The organism is Streptomyces sindenensis, from assembly GCF_014649035.1.
Classification (GTDB): domain Bacteria; phylum Actinomycetota; class Actinomycetes; order Streptomycetales; family Streptomycetaceae; genus Streptomyces; species Streptomyces sindenensis.
Genome location: NZ_BMSG01000005.1, coordinates 202710 through 224659, shown reverse-complemented (window position 1 = coordinate 224659; position 21950 = coordinate 202710). Strand labels below are relative to the sequence as shown.

22 protein-coding genes are annotated in these 21950 nt (G+C 72.6%); 9 read left to right on the top strand and 13 right to left on the bottom strand.

Annotated features, from left to right (window positions below; translation table 11 throughout):
* Nucleotides 1-138 precede the first annotated feature (138 nt).
* Nucleotides 139-801 carry a DUF3000 domain-containing protein gene (locus IE145_RS09275; protein ID WP_189520436.1) on the bottom strand — a complete coding sequence of 221 codons (663 nt, stop codon included), beginning with the start codon at nucleotides 799-801 and terminating at the stop codon, nucleotides 139-141.
* Between the two features lie 92 nt (nucleotides 802-893).
* On the opposite strand from IE145_RS09275, the gene hemE reads away from it, so the two are divergent.
* A complete protein-coding gene (gene hemE / locus IE145_RS09270; protein WP_065477806.1) occupies nucleotides 894-1991 on the top strand; it encodes a uroporphyrinogen decarboxylase in 1098 nt (365 codons plus the stop codon).
* A 31-nt stretch (nucleotides 1992-2022) separates the two neighbouring features.
* On the opposite strand, the gene IE145_RS09265 is transcribed toward hemE, so the two are convergent.
* Nucleotides 2023-3414, bottom strand: coding sequence for an FAD-dependent oxidoreductase (locus IE145_RS09265; RefSeq protein WP_189520435.1), 1392 nt, complete (start codon nucleotides 3412-3414; stop codon nucleotides 2023-2025).
* A gap of 68 nt (nucleotides 3415-3482) precedes the next feature.
* Nucleotides 3483-4466: a DUF4349 domain-containing protein gene (locus tag IE145_RS09260; RefSeq protein WP_189520434.1), complete on the bottom strand. Its 984-nt coding sequence runs from the start codon at nucleotides 4464-4466 to the stop codon at nucleotides 3483-3485.
* A gap of 126 nt (nucleotides 4467-4592) precedes the next feature.
* Here IE145_RS09260 and hemG point away from each other — a divergent pair, with 126 nt between their 5' ends.
* Both hemG and hemQ read left to right on the top strand, forming a co-directional pair.
* Entirely contained in the window at nucleotides 4593-6056 is a 1464-nt protein-coding gene (gene hemG / locus IE145_RS09255) for a protoporphyrinogen oxidase (RefSeq protein WP_189520433.1), read from the top strand.
* 4 nt (nucleotides 6057-6060) lie between these two features.
* Nucleotides 6061-6789, top strand: coding sequence for a hydrogen peroxide-dependent heme synthase (hemQ, locus tag IE145_RS09250; protein WP_189520432.1), 729 nt, complete (start codon nucleotides 6061-6063; stop codon nucleotides 6787-6789).
* A gap of 160 nt (nucleotides 6790-6949) precedes the next feature.
* Here the strand turns inward: hemQ and IE145_RS09245 are convergent, their stop codons facing one another.
* The 5 genes from IE145_RS09245 to IE145_RS09225 all read right to left on the bottom strand — a co-directional run bounded on the left by IE145_RS09245 (nucleotide 6950) and on the right by IE145_RS09225 (nucleotide 12812).
* Complete coding sequence (locus tag IE145_RS09245; RefSeq protein ID WP_189520431.1) at nucleotides 6950-8512, bottom strand: alpha/beta hydrolase; 1563 nt, start codon at nucleotides 8510-8512, stop codon at nucleotides 6950-6952.
* Nucleotides 8513-8670: 158 nt separating this feature from the next.
* The gene (locus IE145_RS09240) at nucleotides 8671-9693 is read right to left on the bottom strand and encodes a TIGR04222 domain-containing membrane protein (protein ID WP_189520430.1); all 1023 of its coding nucleotides are present in this window, start codon (nucleotides 9691-9693) and stop codon (nucleotides 8671-8673) included.
* A gap of 5 nt (nucleotides 9694-9698) precedes the next feature.
* Nucleotides 9699-11075: an MbnB/TglH/ChrH family RiPP precursor modification enzyme gene (locus IE145_RS09235; RefSeq protein WP_189520429.1), complete on the bottom strand. Its 1377-nt coding sequence runs from the start codon at nucleotides 11073-11075 to the stop codon at nucleotides 9699-9701.
* Between the two features lie 121 nt (nucleotides 11076-11196).
* Nucleotides 11197-11943, bottom strand: a complete 747-nt coding sequence (locus IE145_RS09230; RefSeq protein WP_229825459.1) for a DUF4142 domain-containing protein — start codon at nucleotides 11941-11943, stop codon at nucleotides 11197-11199.
* Nucleotides 11944-12083: 140 nt separating this feature from the next.
* Nucleotides 12084-12812: a peptidyl-tRNA hydrolase gene (locus tag IE145_RS09225; protein WP_189520427.1), complete on the bottom strand. Its 729-nt coding sequence runs from the start codon at nucleotides 12810-12812 to the stop codon at nucleotides 12084-12086.
* A 71-nt stretch (nucleotides 12813-12883) separates the two neighbouring features.
* Between IE145_RS09225 and IE145_RS09220 the strand changes: the two genes are divergently transcribed.
* Entirely contained in the window at nucleotides 12884-13558 is a 675-nt protein-coding gene (locus IE145_RS09220; RefSeq protein ID WP_189520426.1) for an AIM24 family protein, read from the top strand.
* Nucleotides 13559-13667: 109 nt separating this feature from the next.
* Entirely contained in the window at nucleotides 13668-13865 is a 198-nt protein-coding gene (locus tag IE145_RS09215) for a hypothetical protein (protein WP_444545673.1), read from the top strand.
* Between the two features lie 193 nt (nucleotides 13866-14058).
* Here the strand turns inward: IE145_RS09215 and IE145_RS09210 are convergent, their stop codons facing one another.
* The 4 genes from IE145_RS09210 to zapE form a co-directional block, all read right to left on the bottom strand.
* Nucleotides 14059-14799, bottom strand: coding sequence for a polysaccharide deacetylase family protein (locus IE145_RS09210; RefSeq protein WP_229825446.1), 741 nt, complete (start codon nucleotides 14797-14799; stop codon nucleotides 14059-14061).
* Between the two features lie 267 nt (nucleotides 14800-15066).
* On the bottom strand, nucleotides 15067-16440 hold the full coding sequence (locus IE145_RS09205; protein WP_189520424.1) for an alkaline phosphatase PhoX: 1374 nt from the start codon (nucleotides 16438-16440) through the stop codon (nucleotides 15067-15069).
* A 206-nt stretch (nucleotides 16441-16646) separates the two neighbouring features.
* Nucleotides 16647-17072 (bottom strand): OsmC family protein, encoded by a 426-nt coding sequence (locus tag IE145_RS09200; protein ID WP_069739933.1) that lies wholly within the window; start codon nucleotides 17070-17072, stop codon nucleotides 16647-16649.
* 104 nt (nucleotides 17073-17176) lie between these two features.
* Entirely contained in the window at nucleotides 17177-18271 is a 1095-nt protein-coding gene (zapE, locus tag IE145_RS09195; protein ID WP_189520423.1) for a cell division protein ZapE, read from the bottom strand.
* Nucleotides 18272-18308: 37 nt separating this feature from the next.
* Between zapE and IE145_RS09190 the strand changes: the two genes are divergently transcribed.
* The 4 genes from IE145_RS09190 (at nucleotide 18309) to msrB (ending at nucleotide 21645) form a co-directional block, all read left to right on the top strand.
* Nucleotides 18309-19097 carry a pyrimidine reductase family protein gene (locus IE145_RS09190; RefSeq protein WP_189520422.1) on the top strand — a complete coding sequence of 263 codons (789 nt, stop codon included), beginning with the start codon at nucleotides 18309-18311 and terminating at the stop codon, nucleotides 19095-19097.
* A 162-nt stretch (nucleotides 19098-19259) separates the two neighbouring features.
* Complete coding sequence (locus tag IE145_RS09185; RefSeq protein WP_175467699.1) at nucleotides 19260-19712, top strand: indole-3-glycerol phosphate synthase; 453 nt, start codon at nucleotides 19260-19262, stop codon at nucleotides 19710-19712.
* Nucleotides 19713-19784: 72 nt separating this feature from the next.
* Nucleotides 19785-21185: a UDP-N-acetylmuramate--L-alanine ligase gene (gene murC / locus IE145_RS09180; RefSeq protein ID WP_189520421.1), complete on the top strand. Its 1401-nt coding sequence runs from the start codon at nucleotides 19785-19787 to the stop codon at nucleotides 21183-21185.
* Nucleotides 21186-21237: 52 nt separating this feature from the next.
* Complete coding sequence (msrB, locus tag IE145_RS09175) at nucleotides 21238-21645, top strand: peptide-methionine (R)-S-oxide reductase MsrB (protein ID WP_189520420.1); 408 nt, start codon at nucleotides 21238-21240, stop codon at nucleotides 21643-21645.
* A 114-nt stretch (nucleotides 21646-21759) separates the two neighbouring features.
* Here the strand turns inward: msrB and IE145_RS09170 are convergent, their stop codons facing one another.
* Nucleotides 21760-21906: a hypothetical protein gene (locus IE145_RS09170; RefSeq protein ID WP_164873563.1), complete on the bottom strand. Its 147-nt coding sequence runs from the start codon at nucleotides 21904-21906 to the stop codon at nucleotides 21760-21762.
* Nucleotides 21907-21950 lie beyond the last annotated feature (44 nt).

The following is a 21950-nucleotide window of genomic DNA, read 5'->3' as shown; positions in this document are numbered from 1 at the left end:
CATTGACCTCTTCGGCAGCGGACCCGTCCTCCTTTAGGGGAAGATCACGATTTGGTGAGTAACAATTCGGGCAAATAGGACGCGCGATCGATTGTACGAAAAGAGATCCGGCGTATGTGCGATGCGGGTGACGGAGTGTTACGAAATCTGCGGCCCGCGCCGCTGCGGCAGCGTCACCACCGCCGCGTCCGACAGATCGGACGGCGGCAGCCCCGCGATCTGGCACAGCAGATCACCCCAGGCCATCAGGTGCGACGCCGTGTCCGGGATGCCGCCGCGCCACTCCCTGGGCGTCCACGAGGCGCGGATCTCGATCTGCGTCGCCGGACGGCGCGCGGAGAGCGCACCGAAGTAGTGCGATCCGGCGCGTGTCACCGTCCCGCCGGCCTCCCCGTACGACAGGCCCCGCGCGTCCAGCGCCCCCGTCAGCCAGGACCAGCACACCTCCGGCAGCAGCGGATCCGCCGCCATCTCCGGCTCCAGCTCCGCACGGACCAGGGTCACCAGCCGGAACGTGCCCTCCCACGCGTCGTGCCCCGCCGGGTCGTGCAGCAGGACCAGCCTGCCGTCGGCGAGATCGTCCTCACCGTCCACCACCGCCGCCTCCAGGGCGTACGCGTGCGGCGCGAGGCGCTGGGGCGGCCTGGTCGCCTCCACCTCCAGCTCCGGGCGCAGCCGCGCCGAGCGCAGCGCGTCCACCGCCGCCAGGAACGCGGGAGGCACGGGAGGGCCCTCCTCCGCGCGGTCCTTGTCCTCAACGCCGTCGGAATGATCGGAAAACTGTCCCTGAGCCGGAGCCATGCGGGGAAGAGTAGGCGGAAGGCGGGCCGCGCGCAGGGAGAGACACCCACGTGGGGCCGGGCTCCTTCGACGCGCGTGCGAAGATTCTGCTCGTGAGTGCCAACGACAGCCCTTCGGGCCAGCAGACGACGACCTCCGCCAGCCTCGACGCGGTCCGCAACGCCACCCACGACTCGGCGTTCCTCAAGGCATGCCGCCGCGAACCCGTACCGCACACGCCGGTGTGGTTCATGCGCCAGGCGGGACGCTCGCTGCCCGAGTACCTGAAGGTCCGCGAGGGCATCGCGATGCTCGACTCCTGCATGATGCCGGAACTGGTCGCCGAGATCACCCTGCAGCCCGTACGCCGCCACAAGGTCGACGCCGCGATCTACTTCAGCGACATCGTGGTGCCCCTGAAGGCCATCGGCATCGACCTCGACATCAAGCCCGGCGTCGGCCCCGTCATCGCCGAGCCGATCCGCACCCGCGCCGACCTGGCCCGGCTGCGCGACCTCACCCCCGAGGACGTCCCGTACGTCACCGAGGCCATCGGGATCCTCACCGCCGAGCTGGGCGCCACCCCGCTCATCGGCTTCGCCGGGGCCCCGTTCACGCTCGCCAGCTATCTCGTCGAGGGCGGCCCCTCGCGCAACCACGAGCGCACCAAGGCCATGATGTACGGCGACCCGCAGCTCTGGGCCGACCTCGTGGACCGGCTCGCGGAGATCACCGGCGCCTTCCTCAAGGTCCAGATCGAGGCCGGCGCCTCCGCCGTCCAGCTCTTCGACTCCTGGGTCGGCGCGCTGGCCCCCGCCGACTACCGCCGCGCCGTGCTCCCGGCCTCCGCGAAGGTCTTCGACGCCGTCGCCCCCTACGGCGTCCCCCGCATCCACTTCGGCGTCGGCACCGGCGAACTGCTCGGCCTGATGGGCGAGGCCGGAGCGGACGTCGTCGGCGTCGACTGGCGGGTCCCCCTCGACGAGGCCGCCCGCCGCGTCGGCCCCGGCAAGGCGCTCCAGGGCAACCTCGACCCGGCGGTCCTCTTCGCGCCGACCCCGGCCGTCGAGGCCAAGACCCGCGAGGTGCTGGACGCCGCCGCCGGTCTGGAGGGCCACGTCTTCAACCTGGGCCACGGCGTCATGCCCAACATGGACCCGGACGCGCTCACCCGCCTCGTGGGGTACGTCCACGAGCAGACCGCGCGCTGAGGCAGTCGCGCCCCGGGCGCGGGGGGCCTCGTCAGCTCCCCGCGCCCCGCACCGCCGCCACCGTCTTGCGGGCGGCCACCAGCACCGGGTCCCAGACCGGTGAGAACGGCGGGGCGTAGCCGAGGTCGAGCGCCGTCATCTGCTCCACCGTCATCCCGGCCGTCAGCGCCACAGCCGCCACGTCCACCCGCTTCGCCGACCCCTCGCGGCCCACGATCTGCACCCCGAGCAGCCGGCCCGTACGCAGCTCCGCGATCATCTTCACCGTCATCGGCTTCGCCCCCGGGTAGTACCCCGCCCGCTGCGTCGACTCGATGGTCGCCGTGACATAGCGCAGTCCCACCGCGCGGGCGTCCTTCTCCCGCAGCCCGGTCCGGGCGATCTCCAGGTCGCAGACCTTGCTCACCGCCGTACCGACCACACCGGGGAACGTGCCGTAGCCGCCGCCGACGTTGGAACCGATCACCTGGCCGTGCTTGTTGGCGTGGGTGCCCAGCGCGATGTGCCGGGTGCGGCCCGCCACCAGGTCCAGCACCTCCACGCAGTCGCCGCCCGCCCAGATGTTCTCGTGGCCCACCACCCGCATGGCCAGGTCCGTCAGCAGACCGCCGTGCGGCCCCACCGGCAGCCCCGCCGCGCGGGCCAGTCCGGTCTCCGGCTCCACGCCGATGCCGAGGACCACCACGTCCGCCGGATACGCCCCCGCCTCCGTCACCACCTCGGTGACCCGGCCGTCCGGACCCGTGAGGATCTCCGTCACGGCCGCCCCGTTGACCGTCGTGACGCCCAGCCCGTCCAGCGCCTCGTGGACGAGCCGCCCCATGTCCGCGTCGAGCGTCGCCATCGGCTGCTCGCCCCGGTTGAGGACGGTCACCTCGAAGCCCCGCTTCAGCATCGCCTCGGCCATCTCCACGCCGATGTACCCCGCGCCCACCACGACCGCCCGCCGGGGCCCCTCGCCGGAGCGCAGCGCGTCCAGCGAGTCCAGGAGCGCCTGCCCGTCGTCCAGGGTCTGCACCCCGTGCACCCCGGCCGCGTCCATCCCCGGCAGCGCCGGGCGCACCGGACGGGCCCCGGTGGCGATCACCAGCTTGTCGAAGCCCGTCCAGTACGTCTGCCCGCTCTCCCGGTCCAGCGCCCGCACCCGCTGCCCGGCCACGTCCAGCTCGGTCACCTCGGTCCGCATCCGCAGATCGATGTCCCGCTCCCGGTGCTCCCCGGGGGTGCGGGCGATCAGGTCATCGCGCTCCCCGACATCGCCGCCCACCCAGTACGGGATGCCGCAGGCGGAGTACGAGGTGAAGTGGCCGCGCTCGAAGGCGACGATCTCCAGCGCGTCCGGCCCCTTCAGCCTGCGGGCCTGTGACGCGGCGGACATGCCCGCCGCGTCACCGCCGATGACCACCAGTCGCTCCGCTGCCATGCCGGGTCCCTTCCGCCGGTTCGCCGCATCGGCGAATCAGGGGCCCACGCTACGACGCCGGAGCGGTTTCAGGAGGCCGGGGCACCGTCCTTCCCGGTCGGAGCCGCCGCAACCGCCGGAGCGGGCCGGCGGGCGGCCCCGCGCTTCCGCAGCACCCGCCACACCACGACCGCCAGGGCCGCCGTGAGCAGGAACGGGAACGCGGCCCCGAACGCCACCGCGATCCACCGCAGCATCGTCACGAACGCGTCCCAGCCGCCGCCCAGCGCGTCCAGGAACCCGGGGTCCTCATCCTCCGACCCGTCGTCGCCCGGGGCGTCCGGCGGCGTCAGGTCCAGCGTGATCGTCGCCAGCGACGTGCGGTCCTTCAGGCTCGCCTGCTGGGCCAGCAGCGACTCCAGATCGGACTGACGGCTGCTCAGCTCGCCCTCCAGGGCCACCACATCGCCGATCTTCTCCGCCCGGTCCATCAGCTCCCGCACCCGCGCCACACTCGCGCGCTGGGTGGAGATCCGGCTCTCCACATCGACCACCCGGTCGGTGACGTCCTTCGCGTTCGAGGTGCGCGACAGCAGCTTCCCGGAACCGGCCAGCTCCCGCAGCACCTCCTGGAACCGCTCCTGCGGCACCCGCAGCACCAGGTGCGAGGTCTCATAGGTGTCGTCGAGCCGCTCGGTGTTCTCCGTCGCGACCAGGCCCCCCGCGCCCTCCACCACGCCGCGCGCGGCGGCCACGGCCTTCGGCACGCTCTTCACCTCGACGGAGAGCGTGGCCGTACGGATGACGTGCGAGGCGCCCGCCTTCGGCGCCGCCCTCTTCCCGGCCGCCTTGTCGTCCGACCGCTCCCCGGGAGCGGCGGAGGCGGCTGCCCCGCCCTCGTCCGACAGCCCCTCACGCGCCGCCGCCTCGCCCCGCGCCGCCTTCGCGCCGCTGTCCATCGAGTCGCCCGACGCCCCGCAGCCGCCGACGGCGAGCAGCAGGCCGAGCGACCCGGCCACGAGCGCCGCACGTGCCCGGACGAAAGGCCGGCCGCTCCTGCTTTCCACATCCATAACTGGTCCCCCCAGGACGTTGGTTGATGTCGCCGGTTCGAAGCGGCCGCCCCCGGACCGGTTGCCGGACGGCGGTTTCGAAGTGGTCACGGTGGAGCGTCGGATCGGGTCTGAGAGAGTGGACCCATGCAGCGTTCTCAACAGCGTGCGGAAACGCCCCTGGGGCACGTCGTCGTCATCGGCGGCGGCATCGCCGGCCTGGCGGCCGCCCACCGCCTGGTCGCCACCGGCCTGCGGGTCACCCTCCTGGAGGCGACGGACCGGCTCGGCGGCAAGCTCATGACCGGCGAGATCGCGGGCGTCCAGGTCGACCTGGGGGCCGAGTCGATGCTCGCCCGGCGCCCCGAGGCGGTCGCGCTGGCCGAGGCCGTGGGCCTCGGCGGCCGGCTCCAGCCGCCCGCCACCGCCACCGCGTCGCTCTGGACGCGCGACGCGCTGCGCCCCATGCCCAAGGGCCATGTCATGGGTGTCCCCGGCGACCCGGCGGTCCTCGGCGAGGTGCTGTCCCCCGAGGGCCTGGCCCGGATCGCCGAGGAGCGCGACCTCACCCCGACCCCCGTCGGCGACGACGTCGCGGTCGGCGCGTACGTCGCGGACCGGCTCGGCCGCGAGGTCGTGGACCGGCTGGTGGAGCCCCTCCTCGGCGGGGTCTACGCGGGCGACGCCTACCGGATCTCCATGCGCGCCGCCGTGCCCCAGCTCTTCGAGGCCGTGAAGGAGGGCGGCCCGCTGCTCGACGGTGTCAGCCGCATCCAGGCGCGGGCCGCCGCCCGGCAGCAGACCGGCCCCGTCTTCCAGGGCATCGCGGGCGGCATCGGCACCCTCCCGGCCGCCGTCGCCGACGCCGTACGGGCCCAGGGCGGCGACATCCTCACCGAGACGCCCGTCCTCGGCCTGACCCGTACGGAAACGGGCTGGGCCGTCCGCACCGACGCCCGGACCATTGCCGCCGACGGCATCGTCCTGGCCACCCCCGCCTGGTCCGCGGCCACCCTGCTGGCCGCCGAGTCCCCGGCCGCCTCCGCCGAGCTGTCCGGCGTCGAGTACGCCTCGATGGCCCTGGTCACCCTGGCCTTCCGCCGCACCGACATCGAGGCGTACGAAGCCCTGCGCGGCCGCTCCGGCTTCCTGGTGCCGCCCGTCGACGGGCACACGATCAAGGCGTCCACGTTCTCCAGCAACAAGTGGCAGTGGGTCGCCGACGCCGCCCCCGACCTGTTCGTGCTCCGCACCTCCGTCGGCCGCTACGGCGAGGAGGACCACCTCCACCGCGAGGACGAGGAGCTCGTCTCCGTCTCCCTGCGCGACCTCGCCGCCGCCACCGGCCTCACCGCCCGGCCCGTCGACACCGAGGTCACCCGCTGGATCGGCGGCCTGCCGCAGTACCCGGTCGGCCACCTCACCCGGGTCGCCCGCATCCGGGACGAGGTCGCCAAGCTGCCCGCCCTGCGGGTCTGCGGCGCGGTCTACGACGGGGTGGGCATCCCCGCCTGCATCGCGAGCGCCCGCCGCGCGGCCGACGAGATCGCGAGCGAGATCATCGCCACGCCGACCCTGGTTCGGGGCACGGGGAGCGAGGCGGGACAATAGCCGTATGAGTGCTCCTGAGACTGTGACATCAAGCAAGAGTCCGAACGCCGGCAAGAAGGCCAAGGACCTCAACGAGGTCATCCGCTACACCCTGTGGTCGGTCTTCAAGCTCCGCGACGTCCTCCCGCTGGACCGCGCGGGCTACGCCGACGAGGTGCAGGAGCTGTTCGACCAGCTCGCGGCCAAGGACATCACCGTCCGGGGCACCTACGACCTGTCCGGGCTGCGGGCCGACGCGGACATCATGATCTGGTGGCACGCCGAGACCTCGGACCAGCTCCAGGACGCGTACAACCTCTTCAGGCGCACCAGGCTCGGCCGCGCGCTCGACCCGGTCTGGTCGAACATGGCGCTGCACCGCCCCGCCGAGTTCAACAAGTCGCACATCCCGGCGTTCCTCGCCGATGAGACGCCCCGCGACTACATCAGCGTCTACCCCTTCGTCCGGTCCTACGACTGGTACCTGCTGCCCGACGAGGACCGCCGCCGTATGCTCGCGGACCACGGCAAGATGGCCCGGGGCTACCCCGACGTCCGCGCCAACACCGTCGCCTCGTTCTCGCTCGGCGACTACGAGTGGATCCTCGCCTTCGAGGCGGACGAGCTGTACCGCATCGTCGACCTGATGCGTCACCTGCGCGCCTCCGAGGCACGGCTCCACGTGCGCGAGGAGGTCCCGTTCTACACGGGCCGCAGGAAGAGCGTCGCAGACCTGGTGGCCGGGCTCGCATAGCCAGCGAGTCCCGCACCACCCCAACCCGGAAGATCAGAGAGTCGGGCACCGGGCACCGATCGTGCCGTCCGCCTCTCCAGCGACACCGGGTTCGGCTTCGGGGGCCGTCGCACCGTCACGGTGTGGCGGCCCCCGCTCCGTACGCCCGCCGACCGCCCGGTCAGTCCAGCGAGACCGGGTTGGGCTCCGGGTGCGCGGCGCAGTCCGCACCCCGCCCCGGCACCTCACCGGTCAGCAGATACCGGCGCAGATGATCGTCGACGCAGGCGTTCCCCGCCCCGCCGATGCCGTGCGTCCCCGCGTCCCGCTCGGTCACCAGCGACGAACCGGGCAGCCGCTTCCGCAGCTCCAGCGCCCCCTTGTACGGAGTCGCCGCGTCCCGCTCCGCCGCCAGGATCAGCACCGGCGGCAGCTCGCCCCACCCCACGCGGACGTCCAGCGGCCGCTGCCGGGGAGCGGGCCAGAAGGCGCACGGCAGGTTCGAGAAGGCGTTGTCCCAGGTCTCGAAGGGCGCGACGCGCGCCAGCTCCGTGTGGTCGCGGTCCCAGACCTCGAAGTCCTCGGGCCAGGGCGCGTCGTTGCACTCGACGGCCGTGTACACCGCCTGGGCGTTCTCGTTGTCCTTCGCCGCCACCGCGCGCGGGGACGCCTGTGCGACCAGCGGCTCCGGATTGCCCCGGACGTACTCCGACAGCGCCGTCGCCCGCATCGCCCAGTAGTCGTCGTAGTAGCCCGCCCCCAGGAACGCCGAATGCAGCTGCCCCGGCCCGACCTTGCCGCCCGCGGGCTTCACCGCCAGCTCGGCGCGCACCTCGTCGTAGCGCCGTTGCACCGCCTCGGGGGTGGTCCCCAGGCGGTACACGTCGTCGTGCTTGGCGACCCAGCGGCGGAAGTCCTCCCAGCGCGCCTCGAAGGCCAGCGACTGGCCCATGTTGGAGCGGTACCAGATCTGCTCGGGGTCGGGATCGACCGCCGAGTCGAAGACCATGCGCCGTACGTGGGAGGGGAACAGCGTCGCGTACAGCGCCCCGAAGTACGTCCCGTACGACGCCCCCATGAACGTCAGCCGGCTCTCGCCGAGCGCGGCCCGCAGCACGTCCAGGTCGCGGGCGTTGTTCAGCGAGGTGTAGTGCCGCAGCGTCTCGCCCGCGTGCTCCGCGCAGCCCCGCGCGTACGCCTTCGCACGGGCGACACGCCGCTCCTTGTACTCCCGGGCCGGATGCGTCGGGGCGTCGGTCGGACCCTTCGTGTACGCGGCGGGGTCCTGGCAACTCAGCGGTGCGGAAGAGCCGTTCACACCGCGCGGGGCGTAGCCGACCAGGTCGTACGCCTCGGCGATCTCCTTCCACTCCGGCAGCTCCCCGGCCAGCGGGAAGGTGATGCTGGACGCGCCGGGGCCGCCCGGGTTGTAGACGAACGCGCCCTGCCGCTCCTGCGCCGGACCGGTGGCGGGCGTCCGGCTGACGGTCAGTTCGAGCTGCCGCCCGTCCGGATCCGCGTAGTCGAGGGGCACCGTGACCGTGCCGCACTTCAGGGAGTCCGGGAGCATCTCCTCCTCGGGGCAGGCGGCGAAGTCGATCCCGGCGGCCGTGGCCCGGGCGGCGGCGATCGCGGTGCCCCGGGCCTCGGCGGAACCGGGGCGGTCCCAGGCCCCCGCCGGAGCGGCGGCGAGGGCGGACAGGACCAGGGAGCCGATCGATGTGTAGAGCGCAGCAGTTCTCACGCGCGGGGGCCTCTCTGCGGATGCGGAGAGGAATGGTCGGGCGGCCGCAGGGATATGTCCAGCACCGCCCCGGAGGGTCACCGGGAACCACTCCGATGGGCGGTCAAGATGCTTGCGTACGGGCCCGATTCAGGTTCGGAAGGGGGAGGGGGGCCGGTTCAGGACCCGCCCCCACAGCTGGAGCCACCACCGCAGCTGGAACCGCTCGAACCACCGCAGCTGGAACCGCCACCACAGCTCGACCCGCCTCCGCCTCCGCACCCGGACCCGCCGCCGCAGCTCGAACCGGAGCCGCCCCCGGTCGACCCGCCGCAGCTGGAGCCGCCGGGGCCGGAGGCGGCGCACCAGACCGTCGTGGCGGCGACCGCGGTGACCCCCGCCGCCGTGCCGCCGGCGACGTACGACGAGGACCGCCGACGCGGCGCGCTCAGCCGTGCCGCCGCCACCAACTGGCCCTGGAAGACCGGGTCCGGCAACGCGCGCAGTCCCAGCGTGGCGACGAGATGGGCGGGGGTCGCCACATGGGCGTAGGAGGTCCGGAACGACAGCGCGGCGTGCCGCCCCGACTTCGTGAGGCGGCTCGCGGAGGAGACCGTGACGATCAGCCCGGTGAACGCGCCGATGACGATCGCGGGCAGCATCTTCACGATGAACGGGACCGAGACTTCCAGGGGGTCGGTCGCGGCGAACTGGACGAACGTGAGCACCACGCTCACCGGCAGGGCGATGAGGCACGCCACCCCCTGGATCAACCCCCACCGCCGCAGCGGACGGAGCCGGTGGGGAGGCACCAGCAGGCCGCGCGCGGCGAGCCCGTCGCCGACCTCCTGGACCGCCGGGTGCCGCATCACCGCTTCCCGCAGGGCGTGCAGGGCGCCGCTCGGGGCGTCGGCCACCGCCTCGAACACCGCGCGCTCCACCGGGTCGTTCGCCTGCTCCCGCTGTACGGCGACGATGCCGGGCCCGCCGACGGCCAGCCGGCCGTCCGCGTGCAGGGCGGTCAGGGCGGTGTCCACGACCCTGGCCGGACCGCCGTTCAGGAACGCGACCTCGTACAGGTCGTGAAGGGCGACGTCGGGGCCGGCAGAGGGGCGGCGGAACCGCTCGGCCACCGTCGTGACGACGAGCAGCACCGATGAGACGACGACCCCGAGGGTCGCCGGCAGAGCGAAGACGTTCACAGCGGTCACTTCCCCACGAGGACGGCACGGGCCGCCCGGACCAGACGGGTGGTACGGCGCGGCGGCCGGGCGCCGGACCGGTCCTGCCACCAGTACGTCAGCCGGCGCCGCGCCGCCGGATCGGCGGGACCGCCCGTGATGAGCACATGCTCCGCGAAGTTCAGGGCGTCGCGGCGATAGCCGCCGGACAGGGGGCGGCTACCGGCGTACGCGAGGAACGCGGCGTGGTAGCCGTCGCCGAGGATCTCCGGCAGTTCGGGTGCCACCTTGGCGACGACGTCGGCGCGCTTGGCCGCCAGTGCCCGGCTCTGCACCCGCAGCCGCCGGTGGTCGAAGCCCTCGGGGGCCGGGGTTCCGGCGACCAGGGCGGAAAGCAGGGCGGTCTGTGCGACGGCGGTACGGTCACGGACGTCGGCGGGTGCGGGTGCGGGGGCAGGTGCGGCCGAGACCGCACGGGTTTCGACGCCCGCGGTGGCGTCGGCCGCGGGAGCGGCACCCCGGCCCGCCGCCCGGCCCGGCCCCGGGCCGGCCACCCCGCTCGCCGCCCGGTCCACCGAGGGCGCCGCCTTCCGCAGCGTCGACCGGATCGCGTCCAGTTCGCCCGCCAGCTCCGCGCCCGGCGGGAACGCGTCGTCCCGCTCCAGCAGCACGCCGCGCGGATCGACCCGGGAGCGCAGCTCGGCCAGCACCTCCAGGACGGGTTCGGACACCGGGTGGGCGTGCGTGTCGTGCCAGAGGCCGTTCTTCTCGACCCCGCCCGCCACATGGACGTACGCGATGGCCTCCACCGGCAGCTCGTCCAGCGCCTTCGCCGGATCCTGGCCGAGATTGACGTGGTTGGTGTGCAGATTGGCCACGTCGATCAGCAGCCGCACCCCGGTCCGCTCGACCAGCTCCGCCAGGAACTGCCCCTCGGTGAGCTCCTCGTCCGGCCAGGTGATCAGCGCGGCGATGTTCTCCAGGGCGAGCGGCACCGGCAGCGAGTCCTGCGCGATCCGCACGTTCTCGCACAGCACGTCCAGCGCGTCCCAGGTGCGGGGCACCGGCAGCAGGTGCCCCGCCTCCAGTCTCGGCGACGCGGTCAGCGGCCCCCCGGCCCGTACGAACGCGATGTGCTCGGTCACCAGGGGCGCCCCCAGCAGTTGGGCGCGCGCCGCGAGACCGGCGAGCCGGTCGGGGTCGGGCCGGTCCGCGCCGCCGAGGCCGAGTGCCACCCCGTGCGGCACGACGGTCACCCCGCGCTCCCGCAGCCGCACCAGGGAGTCCGGGAGGTGGTCGGCGCAGAGGTTCTCCGCGACCGCCTCCACCCAGTCGATTCCGCTCAGCGCCTCCACCTCGGCCGCGATCTCCGGCCGCCAGCCGATGCCGATGCCCAGTTCCATGGTGCCCCCGCCCCCCTGCTCACCTCGTGCTGTTCAGGGGTCATGGCCCTGTCGCCCGGCGATGAACCCGACCGGTGGGACGTTCAGAGCTACATTTGAGGTTCTGGGCCCGAGGCCGCCGTTATGGCATCGGCATCATCGTGGGCGGCACCGGGCGCGAGGTGAACGACTGGTCGCCGGTCGGCGTCGCCGGAACCGGGGCCAGCGGGGCCTGGCCGTCCCGGGGCATCGACGGTCCGGAAGGGCTGGCCGTCGACCCGCTCGCCGCTTCGCGCGCCAGGGCGTCGAAGTCGATGAGGCCGGTCGCCTCCAGCATGGTGATGTGGTCCAGCACGGTCTGGTTGGCGTCGCTCGCCAATTGCCGGATCAGCGAGTTCCGGGTGGTGTGGCGGACCTGGGCGATCAGGCCGAAGACCTTGCCGTGGGCGGCGCGCAGGATATTCGCGAACTTCCGCTCGTACGCGTCCCCGCTCGCCGCCGTCAGCTCCCGCAGCCACTCCTGCTGCTGGGCGGTCGGCTGGTTGGGCAGCTCCACCCCGAGCTTCGCCGCGACGTCCCGGGCCCGCCCGTCCAGGTCGGTGTGCCCGACGACGAGGTGGTCCCCGGCGGCCTTCGTCGCCTCGCTGGGCGCCCGTTCGATCGCCTGCTGCCCGGCGGGCAGTTCCCACAGCCCGGCGAGCCGCACCTTGACCAGGAAGTCCCGGTCGGTCGCGGAGAGCGGCCCCCACTGGGTGGCGACGCTGGAGGCGTTGAGATTCGCCTCGCCGGTGCCCGAACGGTCGGCGTAGGACCAGACGGGGAACGCGAGCGCGCCGAGTGTGGCGACCAGTGCCGCGATGATGAGGGCCGTGCCGTTGATGCGTCGCAACAAGGTGTCTCCCGGGCCGAGGCGTGACAGCGTCGATCGAACAGGCGTCGAGCAACCGCCCATCGACCAGCTGGGCAGGCCGCTTGGCGGTACTGCCGACAGGGCAGTACCGGGAGATACGCAGGAGGAGGCAGAAGTGTTCAGCGGCGCAGCGCCGGGTGGTCGGCGATCACCGTGCAGGAGCCCGGCGCGATCTCGGTGAACCCCGCGTCGCGCACCACCGGCAGCCCGCTCGCCGTCAGCTCCCGCCAGCGCTCCGCCCCGGGGGTGGCCACGGAGAGCGGGAACCCGGCCTCGCGCCAGGCCTTGCGCTCGGCGTCGGACAGCTCCCACCAGGCGAGCTGTGCCCCGTGCCCGGCCTGCGCCATCGACTTGCCCGCCGACATGTCGACATCGGGGTTCAGCCACAGCACCGGGCCCGAAAGATCGGGAGCGGCGGGCGGCTCGGGGTCGTCCAGATCGGTGCCCGACACCTGGAGCCTGGCCAGCTCCTTGGGCCAGCCGTCCAGCGGGATCGGCGGGAACACCCGTACCTCCGCGCCCTTCTCGCCCGTCACCGTGATGCCGTCGAGCGCCGCCGCCTTGCGCCACTCCGCACCGCGCGCCCGGCGCACGACCTTGCGGATCCGGGCGTCCTGCCAGTCCCGCACGGCCGCCGCCCACTCGCCGTCGCCCAGGGACCGCTCGTCCGCGAGGATCGTCAGCACCGCCCGGGCGGCGGCCCGCAGCGCGTCGGTGCGGGCGGGCGGGTCCGTCTTCTCCAGGTGGAGCACCAGGGGCAGCACGAACTGCGGTGCCTGGTCGCGGTCGCTCGGGCCGCTGTGGAACGGGCTCCCGGAGGCGGGGGAGGGGGTGTCATGGCTGGTCACCGTCCCAGTCTGCCAGGCGGACACGGTCACCTGCTTGGCGGAACGGCCTGGTCCGGGTGAGGATGCTCCGCATGAAGAGCGATCTCTTTTCCAGCGAGCACATGGCCCAGCCGGCCACCGCCCCCGGTATGACCCTGCAGAACGCGAAATCCATCAAGTACGCCGTCAACGGGGAGATGCACGCCCGGCAGGGCTCGATGATCGCCTTCCGCGGCAACCTCCAGTTCGAGCGCAAGGGCCAGGGCATCGGCGGCATGCTCAAGCGGGCCGTCACCGGCGAAGGGCTCCCGCTGATGGCCGTCCGGGGCCAGGGCGAGGCCTGGTTCGCGCACGAGGCGGCGAACTGTTTCATCGTGGAGCTGGACCAGGGCGACGCCATCACCATCAACGGCCGCAACATCCTGTGCTTCGACCCCACGCTCTCCTACGAGATCAAGACCGTGAAGGGCGCCGGAATGGTCGGCGGCGGCCTCTTCAACAGCGTCTTCACGGGCTACGGCAAGCTCGGCCTGATGTGCGAGGGCACCCCGATCGTGATCCCCGTGACGGCCGCCCAGCCGGTGTACGTGGACACGGACGCGGTCGTCGGCTGGAGCCAGCAGCTCACGACGAGCCTGAACCGCTCCCAGAGCGTCGGCTCGATGGTCCGCGGCGGCTCCGGCGAGGCCGTCCAGCTGATGCTCCAGGGCGAGGGCTTCGTCATCGTCCGTCCGAGCGAGGCCCGGCCCGAGAAGACCTCCAGCTGATCCTGGACCTGCAGGGCGTGGGACACCGCTGCAGCCCCGCCGACCGCTGGGTGCTGCGCGGGGTCGACCTCGTCTGCCGGCTCGCCGCCCGGCGCGGGTGAGTAGGCTCGTGGACGTGGACGACACGTACTGCGAGACCCCGGGGCAGACCGCACCCGAACCGCCCGCCGGAACCGCCGCATGCCCTCCGTACGCCGAATGCGTGCTGTGCCGCGAGCCGACCGAGTACCCGGAGTCGACGAAGGGCGCCACGCTCTGCCCGGTCTGCGCCTGGCAGGAGGCGGGCCGTACGGCCTGTGGCGGCTAGGACCTGTCGTCACACTGCCGTCTGCCGCGCGACGTCCGGCACGCGCGCTCGCGGCTTTGCCCAAATGCCCTGGTAGCTCCGCTACAAGACCATTCAGGCGCCTTGCGATCGCACGCACCGGACGCCGCGCGGCCGCCCTCCGGGCGACGACGGCAGTCTGACGACAGAACCTAGGCCGGTTCGTGGCCCGAATTCACGCACTGTCCTCCATCAGCTCCGACACCTTCACGAACCGGTAGCCGCGCTCGCGCAGCTCCGGCACGATCCGGCGTACCGCCGCCTCGGTGGCCGGGGCCGCGCTGCGGGTGCAGTGCATCACCACCAGCGAGCCCGGCCGGACCCCGTCCAGCACCTGCTCGGCGACCGCGCCCGCGTCCGTGGCGAAGGCGTCGCCGCTGACCACGTCCCACTGGACGGCCGTCACGTTCGCCGGGGCCAGGGCGCGCAGGGCCGTGTCGTCGTAACAGCCGCCGGGGAAGCGGAAGTACGGCACCACGTTCCGCACGCCCGCCTTCCGGAACGCGGTGAAGGCGCGTTCGACGTCTCGGGTCATCGCGTTCTTCTCGACCACCGGCAGCCCGTAGCAGGGGGAGCTGAACGCATGGTGGCTGTACGAGTGGTTGGCGACCTCGAACAGGGGGTCCGCGCCGATCGCCTTCGCCTGGGCCGGGTACTCCTCGGCCCAGCGGCCGGTCATGAAGACCGTGGAGGGCACCTTCAGCCGGCGCAGCGACGCGACCAGCTCCGGATTGTCGAACCGCTCGCCCGAGGCGGCCCGGGGGCCCTGATCAGCCGTCATGTCGGCGTCGAAGGTGAGCGCCACGACCTTCTCCGCCGAGCCGCCGCCCGAGCCGCCGTCCATGCCGCCGCCCCCGCCCCCGTCCGTCGTCCTCCGCTCGAAGACCGGGGTGCGGCCCGCCGGGCCGGGGGCCATCGTCGGCGGCTTCTCGGGGGGCGGGGATACCGAGGCGGAGGGTGAGGCGGGCGGGGGTGCGGGGGCGGGCTGACCGCCCCCGCACCCGGTCAGGGCGGCGCCGGTCAGCGCCCCCGCGACCGCCAGAACCGCCGCCCTCCGTGTCTGCCGTGTCTGCCGAATCTTCCGCGTCTTCCGTGCAGCAGTGATCACTCACGGAAAATATCCGACAATATGGATATATCGGCCGACGGCGCTCCGGAGGCGGGAGCCAGGGGAGTGGCTACCTCAGCACCACGGCCCCGTCACCGCGAACGTCGTCCCCGGCGTGTAGCAGTTCACGTACATCGTCGAGCCGTCCGGGGAGAACGTGACCCCCGCGAACTCACCCCACTCCGGCTCCTCGGGCGACCCGATGTTCTGGCGTCCGCGCGCCATCGCGTACACCTCGCCGCGCCGGGTCACCCCGAGCACGTGCTGAGCGCCGCCCCCGTCCTCGCAGACCATCAGTCCGCCGTCGGCGGCCAGGCAGATGTTGTCGGGGGACTCGCCGGGCAGCTGGATGTCGGTGTCCGGGCCGAAGATCACCACCAGGGTCAGCCGGCGCTTCTTCGGCTCGTAGCGCCACACCTGCCCGTAGTGATCGCCCGCCGAGCCCTCGTCGCGGCGGGCGAAGCTGGAGACGAAGTAGACCGACGAGCCGCCCCAGTAGCAGCCTTCCAGCTTCTGGGCGTGGGTGATGCCCCTGGGCCCGAAGTCCTGGAGCCGGATCGGGGTCTCCTTCGCCAGCGGGTCCGGTACGGGGACCCATTCGATCCGGTCGAAGCTGGTTCCCGTCTCCCGGACGGCGGAGAGGTCCGGCACGCCCGGCACCCGCATCGCCTCCAGTTCCCCGCCCGCCCGGAGCGAACCGGTGCCGCCGAGCGGCTTCTCGGGGAGGAAGCGGTAGAAGAGCCCGAACGGCTCGTCGAAAGCGTCCTCCGTCTCGTACACGATCCCGGACTTCGGGTCGACGGCGATCGCCTCGTGCTGGAAGCGGCCCATCGCGGTCAGTGGGACGGCCCCGGTGCGGTGCGGATCGGCGCCGTCCACCTCGAAGATGAAGCCGTGGTCCTTGGTGTACCCGTTGGTCCCGGCCTTGTCCTCGTTCTCCTCGCAGGTCAGCCAGGTACGCCAGGGGGTGGGCCCGCCCGCGCAGTTGACCGCCGTACCCGCGATGGCGACCCGCTCGCCGAGCACCTTGTTGCGGCCGTCCAGCTCCAGCGACGTACAGCCGCCCTTGGCCGCCGGGTCGTACGTCAGCCCCTCGACGGTCGGCACGCCGATCCTGGCCGTGTGCCGGTTCTCGTGATTGCGCACGAGGTGGATCCGGCCGTTGCGGCCCTGGAGGGCCGCCATGCCGTCGTGGTTGCTCGGCACCGGGCCCTCGCCGGAGCGCAGCGGCTCGCCCTCCCGGGAGAGCACCCGGTAGCGGAACCCCTTCGGCAGGTCGAGCAGACCGTTTGGATCGGGGACGAGGGGGCCGTAACCGTGGTGGCCGCGCGCGGCTGCCGTGCCCGCGAAGAGTTCGGAGAAGGCCCCCGTGAAGGCGATCGCGGCGGCGGCGCCGCCTCCGGCCAGGACCTGACGTCGGCTTGCGGTGGTGCGGGGTGCGGTTGACATGAGGTGACTCCCTGTTGGCGGACAGGTGAAGTGACCCGCACGTGTGTAGCACGCACAAAGGCGCGGGGGAACCATGCGTGCCCCCGCGCCTCCGTGTTGCTGCTGGGACGGCCCACAGCGGGAAGGGCCGTCCGTGGAAGGCCGGACCGACGAAGCCGGTGGCCGGGCCGACGGGACCGGTGGGCCGCGTCGGCGGTGACGGCCGGTCAGGCCAGCTTGGCCGACAGCGTGATCGTCGTGCCCGTCAGCGCCTGGCTGACCGGGCAGTTCGCCTTGGCGTCCTCGGCCGCCTTCACGAAGGCCGCCTCGTCGAGACCGGGGACCGTGCCCTCGACCGTGAGGTGGATGCCGGTGATGCCGGTGCCGGGCTGGAAGGTGACGTCCGCCTTCGTCTCCAGCTTGGTGGGCGGGGTACCGGCCCCGGCGAGACCGTGCGAGAGCGCCATCGAGAAGCAGCTGGAGTGCGCGGCGGCGATCAGCTCCTCCGGGCTGGTCTTGCCGTTCGCCGCCTCGGAGCGGGACGGCCAGGAGACGTCGTACTCGCCGATGCCGGAGGAGTCGAAGGTGACGACCCCCTTGCCCTCGATCAGGTTGCCTTCCCAGACCGTGTGCGCCTGACGCGTGGTAGCCATGCTGGATCCCTTCGAACGGTGTGCGCGGTTGTACGGGACAACGGGATATGCGGGCAAGGCACACGCCGTTGTGCGCCGCGCCCTATCGCGTTACGCCCCCGAACCTACTGCGCCACCAGACCCTTCGCGTCACGCGCCAGTGCCGTCAGCCGGGAGATCGCCCGGAAGTACTTCTTCCGGTACCCGCCGTTCAGCATCTCGTCGCTGAACAGCTTGTCGAACGGCAGCCCGGAGGCGAGCACCGGAACCTCCCGGTCGTACAGCCGGTCGGCCAGCACCACCAGGCGCAACGCGGTGGACTGGTCGGGCACCGGAGTCACCCCGGTCAGGCAGACCGCGCCCAGCTCGTCGGTGAGCGCGCCGTACCGGCTCGGGTGCACCTTCGCCAGGTGGTCCAGCAGCCCCGGGAAGTCGTCCAGCGACGCGCCCGGCGTGGCGTACGCGGCCCGGGTCACCTGCTCGTCGTCGTACGGCGGCGGGGCCTCGGGCAGCCCGCGGTGGCGGTAGTCCTCGCCGTCGATGCGCAGGGGGCGGAAGTGCGCGGACAGGCCCTGGATCTCCCGCAGGAAGTCGGCCGCGGCGAACCGGCCCTGGCCGAGCTTGCCCGGCAGCGTGTTCGAGGTCGCGGCCAGCGCCACCCCCGACTCCACGAGCCGGCTGAGCAGCGAGGACACCAGCACGGTGTCGCCCGGGTCGTCCAGCTCGAATTCGTCGATGCACAGGAGCCGGTGACCGCTGAGCGTCCGCACGGTCTGCTGGAAGCCCAGCGCGCCCACGAGGTTGGTCAGCTCCACGAACGTCCCGAACGCCTTCAGCGACGGCTCGGCGGGCGTTGCGTGCCAGAGGGAGGCCAGCAGGTGGGTCTTGCCGACGCCGTAGCCGCCGTCGAGATACACCCCGCGCGGCCCGGTCGGCGCGGCCGGCTTCCTGCTCCCGAACCACTTGCGGCGGCCGGAACCCGTCGCGTGCGCCCCGCCGAGCCCGGCGGCGAACCCCGCCAGGACCGTGACGGCCTCGCTCTGACTGGGCTGGTTCGGGTCGGGTACGTACGTGTCGAAGCGCACCGAATCGAAGCGCGGCGGGGGCACCATCTCGGCGACCAGACGGTCGGCGGGGACGTGCGGCTCGCGGGCGCACAGGGACAGCGGGGCCGTTTCGGCAAGGGGGCTCTGCCCCGGAAACGCGGTGGATGACGACACAACTCTCCACCCTAAGGCCCGTGCCAGACTGCAACCCATGCGAAGCCTGTTCCCTGTGACGGACCTGACAACGACGGCCGCCGCCGCCCCCGACCGCGAGTGGAGCCTCGACGAGCTGGCGGAGGCCTACGCCTACCCCGCCGGCCTCCCCGACGGCACCTCCTGGCTGCGCGCCAACATGGTCTCCACCCTCGACGGGGCCGCGCAGCACGACGGCCGTTCGCAGCCCATCTCCTGCGCCGCCGACATGCGGATCTTCGGGACCCTGCGGGGCCTGGCCGATGTGGTGATCGCCGGGGCCGAGACCGTACGGCAGGAGGGGTACCGTCCGGCCCGCGCCCGGGAGGCGTTCGCCGAGCGCCGGGCCGCCGCCGGGCAGGGCCCCGCGCCCGCCGTCGCGGTGGTGACCGGTTCCCTGGACCTGGACTTCTCGCTGCCGCTGTTCACCGAGCCGCTCGTCCCGACCCTGGTGGTGACCGGCGCCGGGGCCCCCGCCGACCGGATCGAGGCGGCCCGGAAGGCGGGCGCCGAGGTGGTGATCGCGGGCGACGGGGCCCGGGTGGACCCGGCCCGGGTGGTGCGCGAGCTGGCCGCCCGGGGGCTGCGCCGCCAGCTCACCGAGGGCGGACCCCGGCTGCTCGGCCAGTTCGTGGCGGCCGGCGTGCTGGACGAGCTCTGCCTGACGCTCTCCCCGATGCTCACTGCGGGTCACGCTCAGCGCATCGCAGGGGGTCCCGGGGTCGCCGTGCCGGAACGTTTTTTCCTGGCATCGCTGCTGGAAGAGGCCGGTTTTCTTTTCTCTCGGTACCGTCGGACTGACAGTTAGCGGAATTTACCGTTCCGCTTAGCTTCGGCTGGGCACACTTACCCCTGCAACCCCGTGGAAGCACGGGGAAGGATGGTTTCAGCAAACGACCGTCGACGGTCGATCCGGCAGTCGACGAGACGAAGAAGCGGAAGGGCGCCTGTCGTGTTCACAAGCGTTTTGATGATCGAGAAGCCGCTCACGGCCGAGGACGTGGACTTCGTCACCACGCTCCACGGCGAGGAGCGGATCTCGTTCGTCGTTCTGTTGCAGCCGCGCGGTGACCAGGCCGATGTTCTGCTGCGCGCGATCGACGACGTGGCGATGGGGGAGCTGAAGGAAGCGGTGCGCGAGGGCGAGGAGCCGGAGGGCAGCGAGGCCCGCGAACCCGCCGAGATCGGCCTGGAGTACTCCCTACGGGCCCTGCGCCAGGCAGGCGCCGAAGCCGTCGGACAGGTGGTCGAGGACCACCCCCTGGACAAGCTGAAGACCGTCGTCGACGACGCGGGCGCCGACGAGGTCATCGTCCTGACGGCCCCGCACTACGTGGAGGAGTTCTTCCACCGCGACTGGGCCTCCCGGGCCCGCCACAAGGTGGGCGTCCCGGTGCTCAAGCTCTTCGCGCACAGCGAATAGGCTGAAGCCGCGCGGTCCGGGTTGGCCCTCGGCCGCCTCATCGGAACCCGAACCACGACCGCAGGAGTACAGATGGCACCCGGCATTCCCGCCGCCATGGAACGACCGCACTTCATCGGCATCGGCGGCGCCGGAATGTCGGGCATCGCGAAGATCCTCGCCCAGCGCGGAGCGAAGGTGGCGGGCAGCGACGCCAAGGAGTCCGCCACCGCCGAGTCCCTGCGAGCGCTGGGGGCGACCGTGCACATCGGGCACGCGGCCGGCCACCTGGCCGACGACGCGTCCTGCGTGGTCGTCTCCAGCGCCATCCGCGCCGACAACCCGGAGCTGCTCCGGGCGAACGAGCTGGCCGTCCCCGTCGTCCACCGCTCGGACGCCCTGGCCTCCCTGATGAACGGACTGCGGGCCATCGCGGTGGCCGGCACCCACGGCAAGACCACCACGACCTCCATGCTGGCCGTCGCCCTCTCCTCGCTGGGCCTGGCCCCCTCGTACGCCATCGGCGGCGACCTGGAGGGCCCGGGCACCAACGCCACGCACGGCGAGGGGGACATCTTCGTCGCGGAGGCGGACGAGAGCGACCGCAGCTTCCAGAAGTACGACCCCGAGGTCGCGATCGTCCTCAACGTCGAGCTGGACCACCACGCGAACTACGCCTCGATGGACGAGATCTACGACTCCTTCGAGACCTTCGTCGGCAAGGTCGTCCCCGGCGGCACCCTCGTCGTCTCCGCCGACCAGCCCGGCGCGGTCGAGCTGACCCGCCGGGTCCGCGACCTCTCCGACCTCAAGGTCGTCACCTACGGCTCCGCCGAGGACGCCGACGTACGCGTCCACAAGGTCACCCCGCGCGGCCTGACCAGCGAGGTCACCGTCCTGCTCAACGGGAAGTTCCTCACCTTCACGGTCTCGGTCCCCGGCGCGCACTACGCCCACAACGCGGTCGCCGCGCTCGCCGCCGGGGTCGCCCTCGGCATCCCGGCGCACAACCTGGCCTCCGCCCTCGGCAGCTACACCGGGGTCAAGCGCCGCCTCCAGCTCAAGGGCGAGGCGGCGGGCGTGCAGGTCATCGACTCGTACGCGCACCACCCGACCGAGATGACCGCCGACCTGGAGGCCATGCGCGGCGCGGCCGCCGACTCCCGCATCCTGGTCGTCTTCCAGCCGCATCTGTTCTCCCGCACGCAGGAGCTGGGCACCGAGATGGGCCAGGCCCTCGCCCTGGCCGACGCCTCCGTGGTCCTGGACGTCTACCCGGCCCGCGAGGACCCGATCCCCGGTATCACCAGCGCCCTGATCATCGACGCGGCGAAGGCGGCCGGCGCCGAGGTCACCGCCGTCCACGACCAGGCCGACGTACCCGCCGCCATCGCGGGAATGGCGAAGCCCGGCGATCTCGTTCTCACCATGGGAGCGGGCGACGTCACCGACCTCGGCCCGCGCATCCTGGACCACCTGTCGAGCGCCCGGTAGCCGATCCGGTCACCGAGCGAGCCGATGACATTGCCGAGCTGAGGAGCGAGCCGTGCCGTACGACGTCGAGAAGCCGGACGAGCAGTGGCGGGAAGAGCTGACCCCCGCCGAGTACGCGGTGCTGCGCCAGGCCGGCACCGAGCCCGCCTTCCGGGGTGAGTACACCGACACCAGGACGGCGGGCGTCTACTCCTGCCGGGCCTGCGGGGCGGAGCTGTTCCGCTCCGACACCAAGTTCGAGTCGCACTGCGGCTGGCCGTCCTTCTACGATCCGAAGGACACCGACGCGGTCGAGCTGATCGAGGACCGCAGCCACGGCATGGTCCGCACCGAGGTGCGCTGCGCCCGCTGCGGCTCGCACCTGGGCCACGTCTTCGAGGGCGAGGGCTACCCCACCCCGACGGACCAGCGTTACTGCATCAACTCGATCTCGCTGACGCTGGCGCCGGACGAGAGCTGAGCCGTACGCCGACGGAACGGAACGCGAAGACGCCCGCACAGGGAGACCTGTGCGGGCGTCTTCTGCGTACTCCTCCCGGTGCTGCTCCGGCCGTCCGCCACCGGAGCGGCGAGGTCACCGGCGTCCGCGCAGCCGTCCGAGCAGGCTGCGGGCCTGGGCGCGCTTGCGGGGGTCGGCCGCGGCGCGCCGGGCCGACGCGATGGTCCGGCGGCCCTGGGGGCTGCGGGTGAACCGAGTGATACGAGCGATCAGGCGGGACATGCTTCCTCCTCCGTGGCGTCCGGCCTTTCGCCTACCCCGAAAAC

Excerpts from the sequence above, each read along its gene's own strand:
- IE145_RS09200 (WP_069739933.1), bottom strand. The coding sequence starts at position 17,072 with ATGGCTACCACGCGTCAGGCGCACACGGTCTGGGAAGGCAACCTGATC.
- IE145_RS09275 (WP_189520436.1), bottom strand. The coding sequence starts at position 801 with ATGGCTCCGGCTCAGGGACAGTTTTCCGATCATTCCGACGGCGTTGAG.
- hemQ (WP_189520432.1), top strand. The coding sequence starts at position 6,061 with ATGAGTGCTCCTGAGACTGTGACATCAAGCAAGAGTCCGAACGCCGGC.
- hemG (WP_189520433.1), top strand. The coding sequence starts at position 4,593 with ATGCAGCGTTCTCAACAGCGTGCGGAAACGCCCCTGGGGCACGTCGTC.
- IE145_RS09265 (WP_189520435.1), bottom strand. The coding sequence starts at position 3,414 with ATGGCAGCGGAGCGACTGGTGGTCATCGGCGGTGACGCGGCGGGCATG.
- IE145_RS09185 (WP_175467699.1), top strand. The coding sequence starts at position 19,260 with ATGATCGAGAAGCCGCTCACGGCCGAGGACGTGGACTTCGTCACCACG.
- IE145_RS09190 (WP_189520422.1), top strand. The coding sequence starts at position 18,309 with ATGCGAAGCCTGTTCCCTGTGACGGACCTGACAACGACGGCCGCCGCC.
- IE145_RS09260 (WP_189520434.1), bottom strand. The coding sequence starts at position 4,466 with ATGGATGTGGAAAGCAGGAGCGGCCGGCCTTTCGTCCGGGCACGTGCG.
- IE145_RS09205 (WP_189520424.1), bottom strand. The coding sequence starts at position 16,440 with ATGTCAACCGCACCCCGCACCACCGCAAGCCGACGTCAGGTCCTGGCC.
- murC (WP_189520421.1), top strand. The coding sequence starts at position 19,785 with ATGGCACCCGGCATTCCCGCCGCCATGGAACGACCGCACTTCATCGGC.
- IE145_RS09170 (WP_164873563.1), bottom strand. The coding sequence starts at position 21,906 with ATGTCCCGCCTGATCGCTCGTATCACTCGGTTCACCCGCAGCCCCCAG.
- IE145_RS09220 (WP_189520426.1), top strand. The coding sequence starts at position 12,884 with ATGAAGAGCGATCTCTTTTCCAGCGAGCACATGGCCCAGCCGGCCACC.
- IE145_RS09235 (WP_189520429.1), bottom strand. The coding sequence starts at position 11,075 with ATGGAACTGGGCATCGGCATCGGCTGGCGGCCGGAGATCGCGGCCGAG.
- IE145_RS09210 (WP_229825446.1), bottom strand. The coding sequence starts at position 14,799 with ATGGCCCCCGGCCCGGCGGGCCGCACCCCGGTCTTCGAGCGGAGGACG.